The 17,767-nt window shown below is 27.1% G+C and carries 14 protein-coding genes; 11 read left to right on the top strand and 3 right to left on the bottom strand.

Annotation, left to right across the window (positions count from 1 at the left end):
- Positions 1-45: 45 nt before the first annotated feature.
- Positions 46-1,680, top strand: coding sequence for a DUF2135 domain-containing protein (locus H9I45_RS03235; RefSeq protein WP_088353373.1), 1,635 nt, complete (start codon positions 46-48; stop codon positions 1,678-1,680).
- A 48-nt stretch (positions 1,681-1,728) separates the two neighbouring features.
- Here the strand turns inward: H9I45_RS03235 and priA are convergent, their stop codons facing one another.
- Positions 1,729-4,173 carry a replication restart helicase PriA gene (gene priA / locus H9I45_RS03240; RefSeq protein ID WP_176397546.1) on the bottom strand — a complete coding sequence of 815 codons (2,445 nt, stop codon included), beginning with the start codon at positions 4,171-4,173 and terminating at the stop codon, positions 1,729-1,731.
- 232 nt (positions 4,174-4,405) lie between these two features.
- On the opposite strand from priA, the gene H9I45_RS03245 reads away from it, so the two are divergent.
- Positions 4,406-5,179 carry a cupin domain-containing protein gene (locus H9I45_RS03245; protein WP_217896855.1) on the top strand — a complete coding sequence of 258 codons (774 nt, stop codon included), beginning with the start codon at positions 4,406-4,408 and terminating at the stop codon, positions 5,177-5,179.
- A 250-nt stretch (positions 5,180-5,429) separates the two neighbouring features.
- Here H9I45_RS03245 and H9I45_RS03250 read toward each other — a convergent pair whose 3' ends face one another.
- On the bottom strand, positions 5,430-6,605 hold the full coding sequence (locus H9I45_RS03250) for a THUMP domain-containing class I SAM-dependent RNA methyltransferase (RefSeq protein WP_088353371.1): 1,176 nt from the start codon (positions 6,603-6,605) through the stop codon (positions 5,430-5,432).
- A gap of 236 nt (positions 6,606-6,841) precedes the next feature.
- Here H9I45_RS03250 and H9I45_RS03255 point away from each other — a divergent pair, with 236 nt between their 5' ends.
- From H9I45_RS03255 to H9I45_RS03295, 9 genes are all read left to right on the top strand, one after another.
- Positions 6,842-7,567, top strand: coding sequence for a class I SAM-dependent DNA methyltransferase (locus H9I45_RS03255; protein WP_088353370.1), 726 nt, complete (start codon positions 6,842-6,844; stop codon positions 7,565-7,567).
- Positions 7,567-8,244 carry a ZIP family metal transporter gene (locus tag H9I45_RS03260; RefSeq protein ID WP_088353369.1) on the top strand — a complete coding sequence of 226 codons (678 nt, stop codon included), beginning with the start codon at positions 7,567-7,569 and terminating at the stop codon, positions 8,242-8,244. The genes H9I45_RS03255 and H9I45_RS03260 overlap by 1 nt, the downstream gene beginning before the upstream one ends.
- 103 nt (positions 8,245-8,347) lie before the next feature.
- Positions 8,348-8,944: a hypothetical protein gene (locus tag H9I45_RS03265; protein WP_088353368.1), complete on the top strand. Its 597-nt coding sequence runs from the start codon at positions 8,348-8,350 to the stop codon at positions 8,942-8,944.
- Positions 8,937-10,853, top strand: coding sequence for an ATP-binding protein (locus tag H9I45_RS03270; protein WP_088353367.1), 1,917 nt, complete (start codon positions 8,937-8,939; stop codon positions 10,851-10,853). Before H9I45_RS03265 ends, H9I45_RS03270 begins: the two co-directional genes overlap by 8 nt.
- Positions 10,854-10,944: 91 nt before the next feature.
- Positions 10,945-11,283, top strand: a complete 339-nt coding sequence (locus tag H9I45_RS03275; RefSeq protein WP_088353366.1) for a hypothetical protein — start codon at positions 10,945-10,947, stop codon at positions 11,281-11,283.
- Positions 11,284-11,461: 178 nt separating this feature from the next.
- Positions 11,462-12,412, top strand: a complete 951-nt coding sequence (locus H9I45_RS03280; protein ID WP_088353365.1) for a C39 family peptidase — start codon at positions 11,462-11,464, stop codon at positions 12,410-12,412.
- A 3-nt stretch (positions 12,413-12,415) separates the two neighbouring features.
- The gene (locus H9I45_RS03285) at positions 12,416-13,015 is read left to right on the top strand and encodes a hypothetical protein (protein ID WP_088353364.1); all 600 of its coding nucleotides are present in this window, start codon (positions 12,416-12,418) and stop codon (positions 13,013-13,015) included.
- A gap of 2 nt (positions 13,016-13,017) precedes the next feature.
- Positions 13,018-14,859 (top strand): sensor histidine kinase, encoded by a 1,842-nt coding sequence (locus H9I45_RS03290; RefSeq protein WP_088353363.1) that lies wholly within the window; start codon positions 13,018-13,020, stop codon positions 14,857-14,859.
- A gap of 64 nt (positions 14,860-14,923) precedes the next feature.
- Entirely contained in the window at positions 14,924-15,565 is a 642-nt protein-coding gene (locus tag H9I45_RS03295; RefSeq protein WP_176397534.1) for a response regulator, read from the top strand.
- Here the strand turns inward: H9I45_RS03295 and H9I45_RS03300 are convergent.
- Positions 15,562-17,745, bottom strand: a complete 2,184-nt coding sequence (locus tag H9I45_RS03300; RefSeq protein WP_088353361.1) for an ATP-dependent DNA helicase RecQ — start codon at positions 17,743-17,745, stop codon at positions 15,562-15,564. The genes H9I45_RS03295 and H9I45_RS03300 overlap by 4 nt on opposite strands.
- Between the last annotated feature and the right edge of the window lie 22 nt (positions 17,746-17,767).

Raw genomic sequence — 17,767 nt, forward strand, 5'->3', positions numbered from 1 at the left:
TGGCATAGAATTTGAGGATTAATCATAATTCTCTCAACCAAAACTATGAAAAATAAATTACTCCTAATTATTTTATTTATTCCTTTTGTTTTATTCTCTCAATCGGAAATTTCAAACAATTTAAAGACTATTTCTGGCTTTATAAATTACAAAAACAAAACCCTTCCAGGAGCTCAAGTAAAAGTAAAAAACACGAATAGAAATACCAAAACCAACTTTAAAGGTTTTTATAAAATAAAAGCAAAAGCAGGAGAAACTTTAATTTTTAATTATATAGGTTTAGAGGAAAAAACAATTTTAATTGAAGACGTTACATCTACTCTTAATATAGATTTAAAAATTAAAAATGATATTCCAAAATTAAATATAAATAAAGATTTAAAATTAAGTGGTAGCACAATTGGTGGTTTACAAAGAGAATTCGAAGTAATTACTTTCGATGTAAAATATATAAATAAATACGCTCCTACAATTACAGAAGCTATTCTAGAAAAAGTTCCTTTTTTTTTTACCAAACAAAATAAGTTTGGTGAAAACCTAATTTACCTAAAAGGAAAAGAATTACAAGGTCCAGTTCTTTGGGAAATAGATGGTATTGGTTATGATATTCCTTTTCCAATATTTATGTATGAAATAAAAACTATTTTAATTCTAAACCCTAAAGGAAGTTCATGTGTTATTAAAGTAGGTACAAATATTAATTATAATAAGGTTAAAGATTTAGACTATAATAATTATTACTTTTCTAATGAAGATTATTATAATTATGATGCCATTCCATATGAAAATCAAAAAATATACGAACCAGAATATTTGGATGGTTTTAAAAATATTTCTAACCCAAATGAAGCATTAAAAACATATATAAATCAATATTCAGAAAATAAAAACAAAATTAATTATCATTTTAATGTTCTAAATTACTTTCAAAAAAATTATAAAGACAAGAATATTTTATTAAAAGTACTTTCTGATTATGAGAAAATTGTAACCCATAATCCTGAAGATTTAAAAGGTATCGCTTATAAATATCAAGAACTAAACGAAAATAAAAAAGCGTTAGCACTATATAGAAAAATTGCAAATATTAGACCTAATTACGCACAATCTTACAGAGATTTAGCGAATTCGTTTTATGATTTAAAGAATTACAAAAACTTTTGGTTTATTTATAATAATTATTTTAACAAAGGATTTAAAATCGAAGATAACGATATAGGAGATATTATAACCTCGGAAATAATTTCTAATTATAAGAATGATGAAAAAAATAATCATAAGTATCAAAGAATTAAAATAAATAATCCAACAAAAATTACAGAAGCGGATGTAAGATTGGTTTTTGAATGGAATACTTCTGAAGCAGAATTTCTTCTCGATTTTGTAAATCCGTATTTGTTAACTTACAAAGCTGAAAACTCAATAGAAGAATATAACCAACTAATTTTAGATCAAAAAAAGAAAGGATACACTTCTAAAGAAGTAATTATTGAAAATTTAATGAAAGGAGATTGGTTTGTAAATTTTACTTATTTAGGAAATAAACACTATAAACCAACGATTTTAAAAGTAACAAGCTATTACAATTGGGGAAAACCGAACCAAACTAAAAAAATAAATGTTTTTGAATTTACTGTTGAAAATGTAAAAACACAATTATTAAAATTGGAAGGGAAATAGAGTAATTTTGCTTACTGCAAACTTATCTATTAAAAGTTGCAAACTATATTAATAAGCATCCACATCTACAATAAAACGAATTGGCCTGAAATCTTTAACCGCTTCAAACGTATTTCTAATCTTGGTTACTTGCGCTTTTGTGTTTGTTAAATTTTGTTTTGGCGGAATTTTAATTACTAAATTCTTAATATATTGATTCCTAATTCTTGAAACTGCAGGCGCAGTTGGCCCTAAAACATGTTCGCCAAAAGAATTATATAATGCTTTAAAAAGCCAATTGATTCCACTATCAACTTTGTTGTAATCTTTATGCTTTAAAGTGATTTTTATCAATCTGTAAAAAGGTGGATATTTATATTGCCAGCGTTCTTGCAACTGCTCTTTATACATTTCTGTATAATTTGTTGTAGAGACTTGTTGCAATATTTGATGATAAGGATTGTAGGTCTGAATTGCTACATTTCCTTGTTTTTTACTTCTTCCTGCTCTTCCAGAAACTTGCACCATTAATTGATATGCTCTTTCATGTGCTCTAAAATCTGGGAAATTCAACATAGAATCTGCGTTTAAAATTCCCACCAAAGTAACATTATCGAAATCTAAACCTTTAGACAACATTTGTGTTCCCACCAAAATATCTATTTCTCTTGCTTCAAAAGCGCCAATTATTTTTTGATAACCGAATTTTCCACGAGTTGTGTCTAAATCCATTCTACCGATTTTAAAATCGGGGAATAATTCTTTTAATTCTAACTCTATTTGTTCGGTTCCAAAACCTTTGGTATCTAAAGTATTGCTTCCACAAGATCCGCAAGAATTTGGCATTGCACGTTGGTAATTGCAATAATGACAACGCAATTCGTTTCTGTATTTATGATACGTTAGAGAAACATCGCAATTTGGGCATTGAGGTGAAATTCCACATGTTTTACATTCTACAACAGGCGAAAATCCTCTTCTATTTTGAAATAAAATTACTTGTTCTTTTTCGTCTAAAGCTTCTTGAATTAATTTGAGCATTCTGTCCGAAAAATGACCTTTCATTTCCTTTTTCTTGTGCTTATCTTTAACGTCAATTAATTCTATTTTTGGTAATTGCACATTTCCATGACGTCTGTTTAACTGGACAAAACCATACTTTTTTTGTTCTGCATTAAAATAGCTTTCCAAAGACGGAGTTGCAGAACTTAATAAAATTTTTGCTTTGTGAATGTTAGATAAAACAATGGCAGAATCTCTTGCATTGTATCTTGGTGAAGGCTCGAATTGTTTGTAGGAAGTTTCGTGTTCTTCATCTACAACTATTAAACCTAAATTAGAAAAAGGCAAAAATATAGATGAACGAGCTCCTAAAATTATTTGTGCTTTCGATTTATTTTCCAACACATTATTCCACACTTCTACTCTTTCGTTCATAGAATATTTGGAATGAAATACAGAAATCTGATTTCCAAAATAAACCTGTAAACGAGTAATTATTTGTGTGGTTAATGCAATTTCTGGCAATAAGAATAAGACTTGTTTTCCTTCGTCTAAAACTTCTTGCATCAATTTTGTGTAAACTTCTGTTTTCCCAGAACTTGTAATTCCGTGTAAAAGTGTTACGTCTTTTTCTTTAAAAGTTTCTTTGATTTCTTTTAGCGCAATTTCTTGAAATTCGTTTAGCTTTTTTAAATCGTTTGTATCTCCTTTAAAACTAATTCTATCGGTTTTAATGTGATAAAATTCGAAGATGTTTTTATCAACCAAAGATTTTAATATTGAAGAAGAAACATTTGCTTTCTCTTCTAAATCTTTGGCTTTTATCGGCTTTTTAGTTGTTGATAATTGAAAGAAAGTTAAAACAGCATCTCGTTGTTTTTTTGCTCTTGATAATTCTTCTAAAAGTGAATTTAAAGATGCATCTGAACTATAATCTGAATGCAAACGAACATATTTTACCAATTTTGGTTTGTACTGTTCGTAAATTTCTTCTTTAATGTAAATGGCTGATTTTTTAATCAGTTCATTTACAATGGGCATTACTTTTTTCTTGCCTAAAATATCTGCAACCTGGTGTATTGTTAATTGCGATTGATGTTGTAATGCTTCAAAAATGAGAAACTCGTCATCTTCTAAAATAGTTTCGTCTGTAAAAGCTTCGTTTTTATAAACAATAGTTTCACTTTCTAATAAAAAGGCTGATGGCAAAGATGCTCTATAAACATCGCCTAAAGAACACATATAATACTTAGCAATCCAGCTCCAATGTTTTAATTGTTGCTCATTTACCAAAGGTTTTTCATCTAAAATTTGGTTGATTTCCTTTGCCTCGTATAAAGTTGGTGCAGTTGTATGAATTTCATAAACCAATGCTGTGTACATTTTCGTTTTACCAAAGGAAACAGCCACACGCATTCCTTTCTGCAAGAAATTTGCTTCTTCTTCGGTTACAGAATACGTAAAAGTTTTCTGTAATGGAATTGGTAATATGACGTTTATAAAGTGGATAATTACTGTTTTTGTATGAAACCAAAATTACGCAAAAATTAAAGTTTATGGTTAAAAAGTAAAAAGAATACTTTACCAAATGTTTAAATATTTTTTTTTTATTTTCTTATCTTTAGAAAATTTATTAAATCATTTTCTAATGAATAAGTATCAAATTATTTTAATTCTCTGTCTTTCTACTATTTTTTTGTCTTGTAAAAAAAATAATACACAAAAAGTTCAAAAACAAAAAGTTATGGCTAATCTTAATAGAGAAATACCTTTAGAAAATTTAAAAACTTATATACAAACAAACGACAATTATTATTCTAAGAAAATTTTAGAAAATGAAATTAAAGGAATACATGTTGTACATAAAGCAATTACTAAAAATTTTGAGGATACTAGAAAAGATGGTTTTAAAGTTATATATCTATTTATAAAGGGAAATGGAACAGTAATAGCCAATAATAAAGCATTTGAAATTGTTCCTGAAACTATTTTATTGCCTAATAAATTTCAACGAATTTCTATAAATGTTAGTAAAAAAGATACACTTCATTTTTTAAAAATATCTAGTAAATTAACAAAACAAGATGTATTAGATTTAAAAGAGTTTCCAAAAGAACATACAGAAAATGTGTATTATGCAAAATTTACAGACTGTGAATCTTATACAGAGCCAATTAAAAGTCCAAATACAGTAAGTAGAACTATTTTACCCAATAAATACATACCAAGAATTGCTATGGGAACTGTTCAAACAAAGGGACCAGATAGAGTTGGTTTTCATGAACACCCAATGTTAGAACAGTTGTTTTTAGGTCTTTCTAAAAATAATTCTGTTGTATATGCAGATAAAACACAAATAAATTTTTCAGAATTTTCTGTGCTACACATTCCTCTTGGCTCTAGTCATTCTGTTTCTGTTGAAAAGGATGAAATAATGTACTATGTTTGGATGGACTTTTTTAGAGATAAAAAAGGTGAAGAATGGTTAAAAACTCATAAAACAAAAAAGGAAGACTAAAAATTTAAATTTTTATTATTTGTTTCAAAGTCTATCAAATTATTTCAATTTGATAAAATAAAACAAACTTAGGCGTGATAAAAAATTATATTGGAAAGCGCGAAATAGCTCCAAATAAAAAAGATTTCTCCACAAGGTCGAAATGACAGCGAGGTTTTATTTTGGCATTTTGAGAGAAGAGAAACGAAGTCGAAAAATCTGACTTTTCAATTGTGAGATTTCTCCACAAGGTCGAAATGACAGGTGAATTCTATTCTTCTTCGTCAGTTTTACGCTCTTTAAATTTACGAGTTCCTTCATACAATTCGTACTTCACGAATTTACAGTTTAAATCACCATTTTTAAGTGCAATTCTTTTGGAAGTTCGCAAACCTACAGCCTTTAAAGCATCTGTATCTGAAGTGATTAACCAAGCCATAGAACCTGGGTAGTTGTGTTTTAAAGTATCGCCAATTTTCTTATAAAATTCTTCTGTATCGATATTTAAACGCTCGCCATAAGGTGGATTAAATATAATAGTCGTGTTTCCAAAAACTTCTTTTTTAGAGTTGAAAAAGTTTACATGATGTACACCAATAAACTCATCTAAATTTGCATTTTCGACATTCGCCTGCGCTTTTTGAACTGCAGATGGTGCTTTATCAAAACCCATTATTTTAAAGTGAGAAGAACGAATTTTCTTCAATAAAGAATCTTGAATTATGAAATACAATTCCTCGTCATAATCTTTCCAATTCTCGAAAGCAAAGAGTTTTCTGTTAATATTTGCTGGAATATTATTGGCAATCATAGCTGCTTCAATTAAAATAGTTCCAGAACCACACATTGGGTCTATAAAATTTTCTTCGCCTGTATAACCAGACAATAAAACCATACCTGCTGCCAAAACTTCGTTAATTGGTGCAATATTTGTTGCAGTTCTATACCCTCTTTTATGTAAAGAATCTCCAGAGGAATCTAAAGAAACTGTTAACCATTCTTTGTGGATATGAATGTGAATTTTTAAATCTGGGTAATCTAAATCTACATTGGGTCTTTTGCTATATTTATGACGAAAATAATCGGCAATTGCATCTTTCGATTTTAAAGAAATATAATGCGAGTTAGAAGTAAAGTTCTTAGAATTTACTACAGCTCCAATTGCAAAAGTACCTTCAGTTTCTAAATAATTTTCCCATTTAATTTTTTGAATTGCTTCGTATAAATCTTCTTCATCGTAAATTTTACAGGTTTTTATGGGTTTTAAAACACGAACAGCCGTTCTTAAAGCAATATTTGCTTTGTACATAAAACCTTTGTCGCCACGAAAAGTAACGCTTCTAATACCTTCTTTTATGTCTTGTGCTCCTAAATCTTTTAGTTCTTTTGCTAATACACCTTCTAAACCGAAAAGTGTGGTGGCCGTCATTTTAAAATCCTTGTCCATACTTGTAAAAATTGACTGCAAAAATACATTTTATAAATAGGAAAAATTAGTATTTGAAAAATTCATTTTTTCAGAAGTAAGATTTAATTACTTTTACCGTCTCAAAAATAAATTCTTTAGAAAAAAATTAGAGAATTTATTTTTAGATTCCTGTTGGAATTTATCTTGAGCGAAGTCGAAAGGCAGGAATGACATTTTAAAGATTTTTTTTTCAAAAAAAATCATTTTTCAAACTTATGAAAACAAAAGATTGGTTTACAGAGTGGTTTAATACCTCTTATTATCACATATTATATAAAGATAGAAACGATTCTGATGCTCAGTTATTTATGAAAAATATAACTGAATTTTTAGCGTTGCCAAAATCGACACATATTTTAGATTTACCATGTGGAAAAGGACGTCATTCTGTGTTTTTAAATTCTTTAGGTTATAAAGTTACTGGAGGAGATTTGTCTAAAAACAGTATAGAATTTGCGAAACAATTCGAAAATGATACTTTAAATTTTGAGGTTCATGATATGCGTAAACCTTTCAATAATAATTACGATTCTGTTTTTAATTTATTTACAAGTTTTGGATATTTTGAAGATGATGCTGAAGATATTTTAATTCTAAAAAATATAAAAAACGGATTAAGCAAAGATGGTTATTTTGTCTTCGATTTTTTAAATGCTAATAAAGTGAAAGCAAATTTAGTTACAGAAGAAACTAAAATTGTAGACGACATTACCTTCAACATAAAAAGAGAAATAACAAATGGGTTTATTCTTAAGCAAATTTCTTTTTTTGCAGATGGAAAAAAACATTCTTATACTGAGCGAGTAAAGTTTTTAGATTTAGAAAAAATGACTTCTTATTTAAACAAAGTTGGTTTTACAATAAAAAATGTTTTTGGAGATTATAGTTTGAATGATTTCGATCCTAAAACTTCCAATCGATTAATTTTAACGGCAAAATAATGAGTTATATTCTTTTGGTTTTATCTGTTCTACTAGGTTCTACTTTGGTTTTCGTTATAAAACCGAGTAAAAAAATTGTTCGGTTATTATTAGCTTTTAGTGGTTCTTACCTCCTATCTGTTACCATTTTACATTTATTACCAGATGTTTACACGATTAATTCTGATGCTACAATTGTAGGTGTTTTCATCTTGGTAGGAATTATTTTACAATCTGTTTTAGAATCGTTTTCTAAAGGTGCAGAACATGGCCATATTCACATTCATTCAGATGGAAAAAAATTTCCAACTTTACTTTTTGTAAGTTTATGCTTGCATGCTTTTTCGGAAGGTTTGCCAATACATCATGCAGATGATAATTTATTATGGGCAATTGTGGTGCATAAAATTCCAATTGCAATTGTGTTGACTACTTTTTTATTACACACGAATTATCCTAAGAAAACAGTTTTCCTATTTTTATCATTCTTTGCACTAATGAGTCCTTTAGGAATACTTTTAGGAGATAAAATTCCATTTTTTACTACTTATGCAACTGAAATAACGGCTTTAATTATTGGAGTTTTCTTACATATTTCTACCATTATTCTTTTTGAAAGCACTGAGAATCATAAATTTAACTTGCAGAAGTTTATTGCGATTCTTTTGGGAGTTTTACTTACTATTTTTACTTTATAGATTTTTACCTATTTTTAAGGAACGAATTATACCTAATTGTAGGTATGTTTATATTTTGAATATTTATGATATTTGGAGTATTACTAACTAAAACTATAAAACAATGGTTGAAAAAAAAAATTTAACTACTTATGTAAACATTAACGATAATGAAAATTACCAACTCTTATACGCAACACAATCTTATTTCAGTTTTTTTTGTGTTTATGGTAAATTTAAAACTGAAATGGGTATTGACGAAAATAATAATGAAATTAAATTATTAAAGTCTATTGATTTTCATATTAAAAACTATAAAGGTTTTACTTATGAATTTAAAGATGTTAACCCTGACATATTAGAATATAAAGATAACACATTAAGAATTGGATATAAGTTTACCATGCATGGTGGAATTAGAAGAGATAACACAGTAGATACATTCAAAGATATTACTGGAATAAAAAATATTTTCTTTTCAAGTGATCCTGATAATTTTAGTGAAATGGATACATTAGGTTTAAAAGAATTAAAGGAAAGGTTTATTGATATCGAATATTATTCTAACATAAAAGAAGATAATAATTTTTCAGCAAGTTTTTTAAAGGTAATTGAAGAATTAGAAGGCAGGGTTAAGGATGCAAACTACATGAAAACATTTTCTCCCTTAGCTGTCGGAGATAATTGTAGAAATTCGCTTATGATGGTTATAGATGGTTAAGATTTATAAAATCTTAATTGTTTTTTTTGTTTCTCATCATTTTTACTCACAAGAAAATGATGGGGTTTTCTTATTTTTTGATGAAATACAAAAACTTAATTTCGCAAAATCTATTGAAATAGCTAATAAATTAGAAGATCCTGTAAAAACTAAGCTTATATTGTTATCAAAAATAATTGAAGATGATAGACAAACTAAACTTGATCGTTTAGATATAAGTTACAAGTTTTTAAAATATAATTCAAAAGATAATTTAGATACTTACTTTTATCATATAATAAAAGGATTTCAGTTTTTGAATTATACTAAAAACAGGTTAAAATCTTATAATAATTTTTTAAAAGCTTACGAAGTATCTTTAAATATTGATTCAAAACAACTTTCAAAATTCGCTTTACAATCTACACTTATCTTCTACAGAAAAGGTATTTTACAAGGCACTAAAGATTACACAATATTTTTAAAGCAATATAAAAAATTATGTACATCTAATTTTGACTGGTTATATTATTATAGTTTTAAGTTTAATCTTTTGAGCCAAACTATTACATACAATGAAAAGAAATCAAAAAATCAGATTCTATATAATAAAATTTTTGAAAAATATGATTCATTAATTGTTAATAGTAATAATTTAGGAAAATTAAAGTTTTTGTATTTTATAGACAAAGGAAATCATATTATAAGAGAAAATCCCAAGCTAGCAAAACAATTTTTTATGAAGTCTTGGGCTTATTATGAGAATAGTAAATTTTTTAGATTTCAAAAATTTTATGGATTAATAAGTCTTTCTAGAGTCACAAGTTTATTAAATGAGCATAAAAAAGGGATAGAATATCTTAATCAAGCAAAGCAATATATAAGTTTTAATGATAGTTTATGGGATAAATATGATATAAGTGCTCACAAGGCAAATCATTTCTATCATTTAAAACAATATGATTCAGCTTACTATTATGAAAAAGATGTACGGTTTTTAGGTTTTAAAATTAATTTTCAAAAAGAAAACCAACAAGTTTCAGAGCTAAAAGTAGAATTAGATACAGAAAAAAAAGAAAAAGAAAACCTCCAATTAAAACAAAAAAACCTAGAAACAGAAGCAGAGAGTAAGCAAAGAAGAAACATGCTAATTGCTTCTCTTCTATTTATTTTATCTGCAGGAACAATTGCTATTCTATTATTAAAAAACTCCAAAAGAAAAAGAAAACTTGCAGAACAACAAAAAGCTTTAGAAACTCAAAAAAACCTAACGTTACTTAAGGAACAAGAATTAACTACCATAAATGCTATGGTAGATGGGCAAGAAAAAGAACGTAAACGAATTGCAGAAGATTTACATGATAATTTAGGCTCTGTTTTAGCAACTTTAAAACTACATTTCGAGAATCTTCAAATTAATAAAGAAAAAAAGAAAATTAACCAAGAAGAACTATTTAACAAAACCGAGAGCTTAATAGATGAAGCTTATTTAAAAGTAAGAAGTATTGCGCATGCCAAAAATGCTGGTGTAATTGCAAACCAAGGTTTGTTAACAGCTGTGCAAATGATGGCAGAAAAAATATCTTCCGCAGATAAAATTAATATAGAAGTTATTCATTTTGGTCTTGATAAACGTCTAGATAATAGTTTAGAAATTACTGTTTTTCGAATTATTCAAGAGTTAATTACCAATATTATAAAACATGCTGAAGCTAAAAATGCAACTATAAATATTTCCTTATATGATAAAAATCTAAATATTATTATAGAAGATAATGGTAAAGGATTTAATGTGAAGAAGGTAAATCTAAAAGATGGAATGGGAATAAGCTCCATAAAAACAAGAGTAGAACATTTAAAAGGAACTTTTGAAATAGATGCTACTATTGGCAAAGGAAGCTCTGTAATTATTGATATTCCTTTAGAGTAAAGTCACTACTAATAGGTATTTTAAATAGTTTTAAAATGCTATTTTTGATTTTAAGTAAACCAAATAAACTAATTTTAATTAAAATTTTATTATGAAAAAATCTACTATATTTTTATTTCTATTTGGTGTTACTGTAATACTTGCAATAATAATTGTTATTAATTTAAAAGATACTTTAGATTTAAAGAGTGCAGAGTTTTGGGTTTATAGAGTTGTTGTTTCTTTAGGTGCTGCTGCAATTAGTATTTCAATTCCAGGAATGTTAACCATTAATTATACTCCAAAAAGTAATGACTACAATACTGAAGTATCTAAAAATAGTAACAGAATCTTTGAAACGTTAGCAGAAAAAGAATCTGCTATTGTTGCTTCTGGTGGAATTGCTGTTTTTGTTTTAGTATATTTATTTAATCCTATAAGTATTTCCTAAATTTTATTTATAGAGATTTATTGTTATTGTTTTAGGGATTTTATTGTCCTTTTTACTTTATAGTTTTTTACTTATATTTAAAAAAGAAAATATACCTATTTGTAGATAGTTAAATCTTTCAAAAAAAGCTTTCTCTTTTTGAATAGATTTTAATCCTTAATTATTTATCATAAAATATATGAAAGTGTTTTATTATTTTGAAGATTTAGTTTATCAACCTCAGGTAAAATCAAAATGGTGCTGGGCAGCTTGTGGTTCAATGATTTCTAATTTTTACAAAAATCAAATTAATGATAATCAAAGTCATTTTGTTATTTCCAAATACAATAGTTTAAAAAATAGATATATAAAAATTTCTGAAATAAACAATCTTTACAATAAATTTAATATAAAATGTATTCAAAAAGAGAAAGCTTTTATTCAAAATTTTGAGTTAGTAAAAAACACTTTAATAGAAACCAGAAGTCCAATAATTCTTGGTGTGGAGATACGAAATAAGTTAAAACATTTAGTTTTAGTTGTTGGTTATGGAGAGTGTGATAGCAAAAATTACTTACTCATATATGACCCGAATTCTAATCAAATTTATAATCATTATGATAATAATAATTTCGAATATGATGGTAATAAAATAAGCCATGTTTGGGTTACAGGAAAAAATAACAACTCAATAGGAAATCAGCTAAAAAAGTTAAGGAAAACAAATTCGATTAGTAATATTATACCTCAATTTAAAAGATATAGTCAAGTCCGTAAAATAAGTTTAACAACAAAATCTTTTTTAGGTAATAGTTTTATAGAAAATACTAAAGAGATGGCTTTTTTAGTGGGGAATAATCATTTTTTAACATATGACTTTAATGAAGGAATTGTATGTGAAGATAATATTACTTTAACACTAGCAAGTCAGGGAGATTTAAATAATATTTTAGGAAGTATTATCAAAGATAATCTATTAGAGTTCACAAAATTTACGTTTTATTCTAATACCGGTGTTTTTATAATAGAATCCGAAATAAATAATAAATTATACGAAAGAGTAATTAATATACCTCAATACGAATTAAATAATTTAGGCAAGCTTTCACAAATCAAATACGAAAAAAAATTTTTAACCAATAAAAACTAAACTATGGCACATCATTTATTAAAATTTAACTTACAACCTAAAGTAATTGGAGAATGGCAACCAATTGTAGCATCTCAAGCTTTTGATACTTTCTATGGCGTTTTTGTTAAATTTGTAAAACACGAACTACCAACAGAAGATTTTAAACTACATACTTACTATTGTATGTATAAAATTCAAAATTTTAAAGGAGCAATAAGTATGGGGTTTCATTCTGAACCAGACTTTCGAACTACTCCTGGTTTTGGAGAAGATGGTGAACCTTATGATTTTTCTTTTAGAATAAAATTATCTCCATTTAACAGAGACTGGGAAACTAAAATAATAAAACATCATTCTGAAAATGATTTATCCATACCAAACAAAATTTTTGAATCTTTAGTTGATATTAAAAACCCTCCTAGTTTTATGTATAATAGCAATGAGCCAGATCAATCTCTTTATCTTCATCCAGACCAATATAAAAGAGATGGTGATTCTTATTTGAAAATTGAATATAAATCGACATCAGAGGAATGTAATAATAATTTAAATATTGAAAATGAAGATTTGGTAGGAAGACATCCTTTTATTTGCGACATGACTAGATCTATAACAAGATAGCCTTGAAATTTATATTTATATTATTTTTTAGTATTCAATCACAAATAAATACTGTAATAAATTATTTAAAAGTTAATAATTTTAAAGGTGCTAATGAGTTTATTTTAACAAATGATCTCTCTTATGAATTAAAAAACGACTTAAATACTTTAATGCTTTTAAATAAAAATATTGGTACTATATCTATTCCTAAATTGTTATTAAAAGGAGATAATAAAAAATTAGAGTACAGATACTTATATTATTTGAACAAGGGATTAATTGAATATCATAATAATGATAATCCTCTTGAAGCTTATAATAATTTAATAAAAAGTTTAGAAATAGGTAAATCCATAAAGAATAGGGTTTTTATTTTAGAAAGCATTAGGAATATTTTGATCATTTATTGTAATCAAGGCCATTTATTAAACGATAAATATTATAAGGATTTTCTCTTAGAGTATAAATTGAATATAATTAATAGTATTGATTTTGCGTTTTATAAATATTTCAGTTTTAAACTTAATTTAATAGAAAAACAATACAAAGATATTTCATATTCTAAATACTTAGATACTAAAACTTATATAAGTAATATAGGTTTTAATTATTTAAGTTCATTACAAAATATATCAAATGCAAGTTTTCAATTTCACATAAAAAAAAATATTGATAGTGCATTTCATTTTTTAACTATACCAAACTATTTAAATAAAAAATTTCCAATAGAAAAATTAGTAATTGATAAAATCAATTTAAATAAGGCAAAATATTATTTAGAAATTGATTCAACTAAAGAGTCAAAAAGAATCTTAAATTTAGTACAGCTTCCTAAAAAAGGATATTTAAACAAAAATGCGCACATTTATTTTTTAGACAGAAAATGGAAACTTTTTGAAAAACTTGGAGATAGAGATAGTTCGTTAATTTACTCTAATAAGTACCTAAATAGTAGTTTTTTAGCTAAACACTATGAAACTCAACATTTAATTTCAGACTCTAAAACCAAAGAAAATACAGCCAAAAAAGAAAAAGAAATCTCAGAGGAGAAACAAAAAAACAAGCAAAAAGAAAATCTTTTAATTGCATCAATTATATCATTAATTTTAGGAACCATAATAGCTCTACAATTTCTAAAAAACTCCAAAAGAAAAAGAAAACTTGCAGAACAAGAAAAAGAATTAGAAACCCAGAAAAACCTAACCCTGTTAAAAGAGCAAGAAATTACAACTATAAATGCTATGGTAGATGGACAAGAAAAAGAACGCAAACGAATTGCAGAAGATTTGCATGATAATTTAGGTTCTGTTTTAGCAACTTTAAAATTGCATTTCGAGAATCTTCAAATGAATAAAGAGAAGAAAAAAATAAACCAAGAAGAATTATTTAATAAAACCGAGAGCTTAATAGATGAAGCTTATTTAAAAGTAAGAAGTATTGCGCATGCCAAAAATGCTGGTGTAATTGCAAACCAAGGTTTGTTAACAGCTGTGCAAATGATGGCAGAAAAAATATCTTCCGCAGATAAAATTAATATAGAAGTTATCCATTTTGGCTTAGACAAGCGTTTAGAAAATAGTTTAGAAATTACTGTTTTTCGAATTATTCAAGAGTTAATTACCAATATTATAAAACATGCTGAAGCTAAAAATGCAACTATTAATATTTCCTTATATGATAAAAATCTAAATATTATTATAGAAGATAATGGTAAAGGATTTAATGTGAAGAAGGTAAATCTAAAAGATGGAATGGGAATAAGCTCCATAAAAACAAGAGTAGAACATTTAAAAGGAGCTTTTGAAATAGATGCTACTATTGGTAAAGGTAGTTCTATTATTATAGATATTCCTATTGAATAAAAAATCCCTATTTATAGGTATTTGAAATCTAATTTAAACACCTATTTTTACTTAAAATATTCCTATGATAACAATAATAATGGCAGAAGATCACCAAATGTTAATTGATGGTGTAAAATCTTTCTTTGAATATGACGATAATATCAATATTATTGGTACTGTTAATAATGGAGAAGATTTAGTAAAGCTAGTTTCTTTAAAAAAACCAAAAATGGTAATTACAGATATTAGAATGCCAAGAATGGATGGTATTGAAGCTACTAGTATTATAAAAAAACAGTTTCCGAATATTAACGTTTTAGCCATGACAATGTTCGACCAACCAGATGCCATTAAACAAATGTTAGATGCTGGTGCAACAGGTTATATTTTAAAAAATTCTGGAATAAAAATGTTGTCTAAAGCTATTGTAGCAGTTTCTAGTGGAGAAACATTTTTCGACCCAAATGTTGCCTTCAATTTTATGAATAGTTATATAGATGATAATATAACAATCGGAAAGACAGATAAAGTTGTTTTATCTAATAGAGAAAAAGAGATTTTACATTTAATTGCAAATGGAAAAACTTCTAAAGAAATCGCATCAGATTTATTCCTAGCAAAAACAACTATAGATACCCATCGTAAAAACATGATACGTAAACTAAACTTATCTTCTGGTAGTGAATTAGTTAAATATGCTATTGATAAAAAATATCAGTTTTAATTCCCAACTTCGTTAATAAATTTAATACGCATTAAACGCAATTCCTCTTCGTCATAATCGCCATCAAATTCGTCTAAAGCATCTTGAATACTGTCGGATTCTGCCTCCATGAAATACTCGTGAATTTCCTCTTGTTGGTCTTCATCCAATAAATCGTCCAAAGCATAATCGATATTTAATTTGGTTCCAGAATAAATAATTGCCTCCATTTCCTTAATCAAATCATTCATTTCCTTTCCTTTCGATTTTGCAATGTCTTCTAAAGGTAATTTTCTATCAGTATTCTGAATAATGTAAAGCTTCATCCCTGAATTTACACCTGTACTTTTTACAATTAAATCATCTGGTCTTAAAACATCGTTTTCGTTTACATAAGTTTCAATTAATTTAACGAATTCTTTACCGAATTTTCTTGCTTTTCCTTCTCCAACTCCATGAACTTTAGATAACTCTTCTAAGTTTATAGGGTATTTTAAAGCCATATCTTCCAAAGATGGATCTTGAAAAATTGCAAAAGGTGGCACTCCTGTTTTAGAAGCCACTTTTTTCCTTAAATCTTTTAATATTTTTATTAATTTTTCGTCTGCAGCCGCTCCAGAAGATTTTGCATTTGAAACAATTGCATTGTCATTTTCAGCAGAATAGGAATGGTCTTCTGTCATCATAAAAGAAGTAGGTTTTTTTAAAAACTCCTCTCCTGCTTTTTCTAATTTTACAACTCCATATTGTTCTATTTCTTTTCGAATAAAATTCACGACCAAAATCTGACGAATTAATGCCATCCAATAAGCAGCAGATTTATCTTTTCCAATTCCAAAAAATGGCTGTAAATGTGTTTTATGAGAAGTTAATAAAGCATTTTCTTTCCCAATAATTGTATTTACAACTTCCTTTGCTTTATATTTTTGGAGTGTATTTTTTACTACAGATAATATTTTTACAACATCGTCTTTGGCTTCGTGTTTTTTCTTTGGACTTCTAGAATTATCATCCATATCTGCTCCATCGCCATTAACTTCGTCGAATTCTTCTCCAAAATAATGTAGCAAGTATTTACGCCTGTTCATAGAAGTTTCTGCATAACCCACTACTTCTTGTAATAAAGCATGCCCAATTTCCTGTTCTGCAACAGGTTTACTCGCCATAAATTTTTCTAACTTTTCTATATCTTTATAAGCATAAAAAGCCAAACAATAGCCTTCTCCATCATCTCTTCCTGCTCTTCCAGTTTCTTGGTAATAACTTTCTAAACTTTTAGGAATATCATGATGTATTACATAACGTACATCTGGCTTATCTATTCCCATACCAAATGCAATGGTTGCAACTACAACATCGCAATCTTCCATTAAAAACATGTCTTGATGTTTTACTCTCGTTTTTGCATCTAAACCTGCATGATAAGGGACTGCATTTATTCCATTAACTTGTAATATTTGTGCAACTTCTTCTACTTTTTTTCTACTTAAACAATAGATAATACCAGATTTACCCATTCTTTGTTTTACAAAACGGATAATATCTTTTTCTACATCTGTAGTTTTTGGACGTACTTCGTAAAATAAATTCGCTCTATTAAAAGACGCTTTAAATCTATTAGCATCTGTAATACCTAAAGTTTTTAAAATATCTTCTTGAACTTTTTCTGTGGCAGTTGCTGTTAAACAAATTACAGGAACATTGTCTATTGCTTTAATAATATGACGCAAATTTCTGTATTCTGGTCTAAAATCATGACCCCATTCAGAAATACAATGTGCTTCATCAATCGCAACAAAAGAGATTTTTTGAGTACGTAAAAAAGTTACATATTCTTCTTTTATTAAAGATTCTGGTGCAACATATAGCAATTTTGTAATGCCATTTGCAATGTCTTCTTTTACCTGAGCAACTTCACTTTTATTTAAAGAAGAGTTTAAAACGTGCGCAACACCATCATTTTCGGAAATTCCTCTTATGGCATCTACCTGATTTTTCATCAATGCAATTAAAGGAGAAACCACAATGGCTGTACCTTCTTTCATTAATGCTGGCAACTGATAACATAAAGATTTACCACCACCAGTAGGCATGATAACAAATGTGTTTTGATTGTTTGCAATACTAGTTATAACTTGTTCTTGTAAACCTTTAAATTTACTAAAACCAAAAAACTTTTTTAAAGGACCATGTAAATCCATTCGATATAAAAATCAATTATTT

The organism is Polaribacter haliotis (assembly GCF_014784055.1).
GTDB lineage: Bacteria > Bacteroidota > Bacteroidia > Flavobacteriales > Flavobacteriaceae > Polaribacter > Polaribacter haliotis.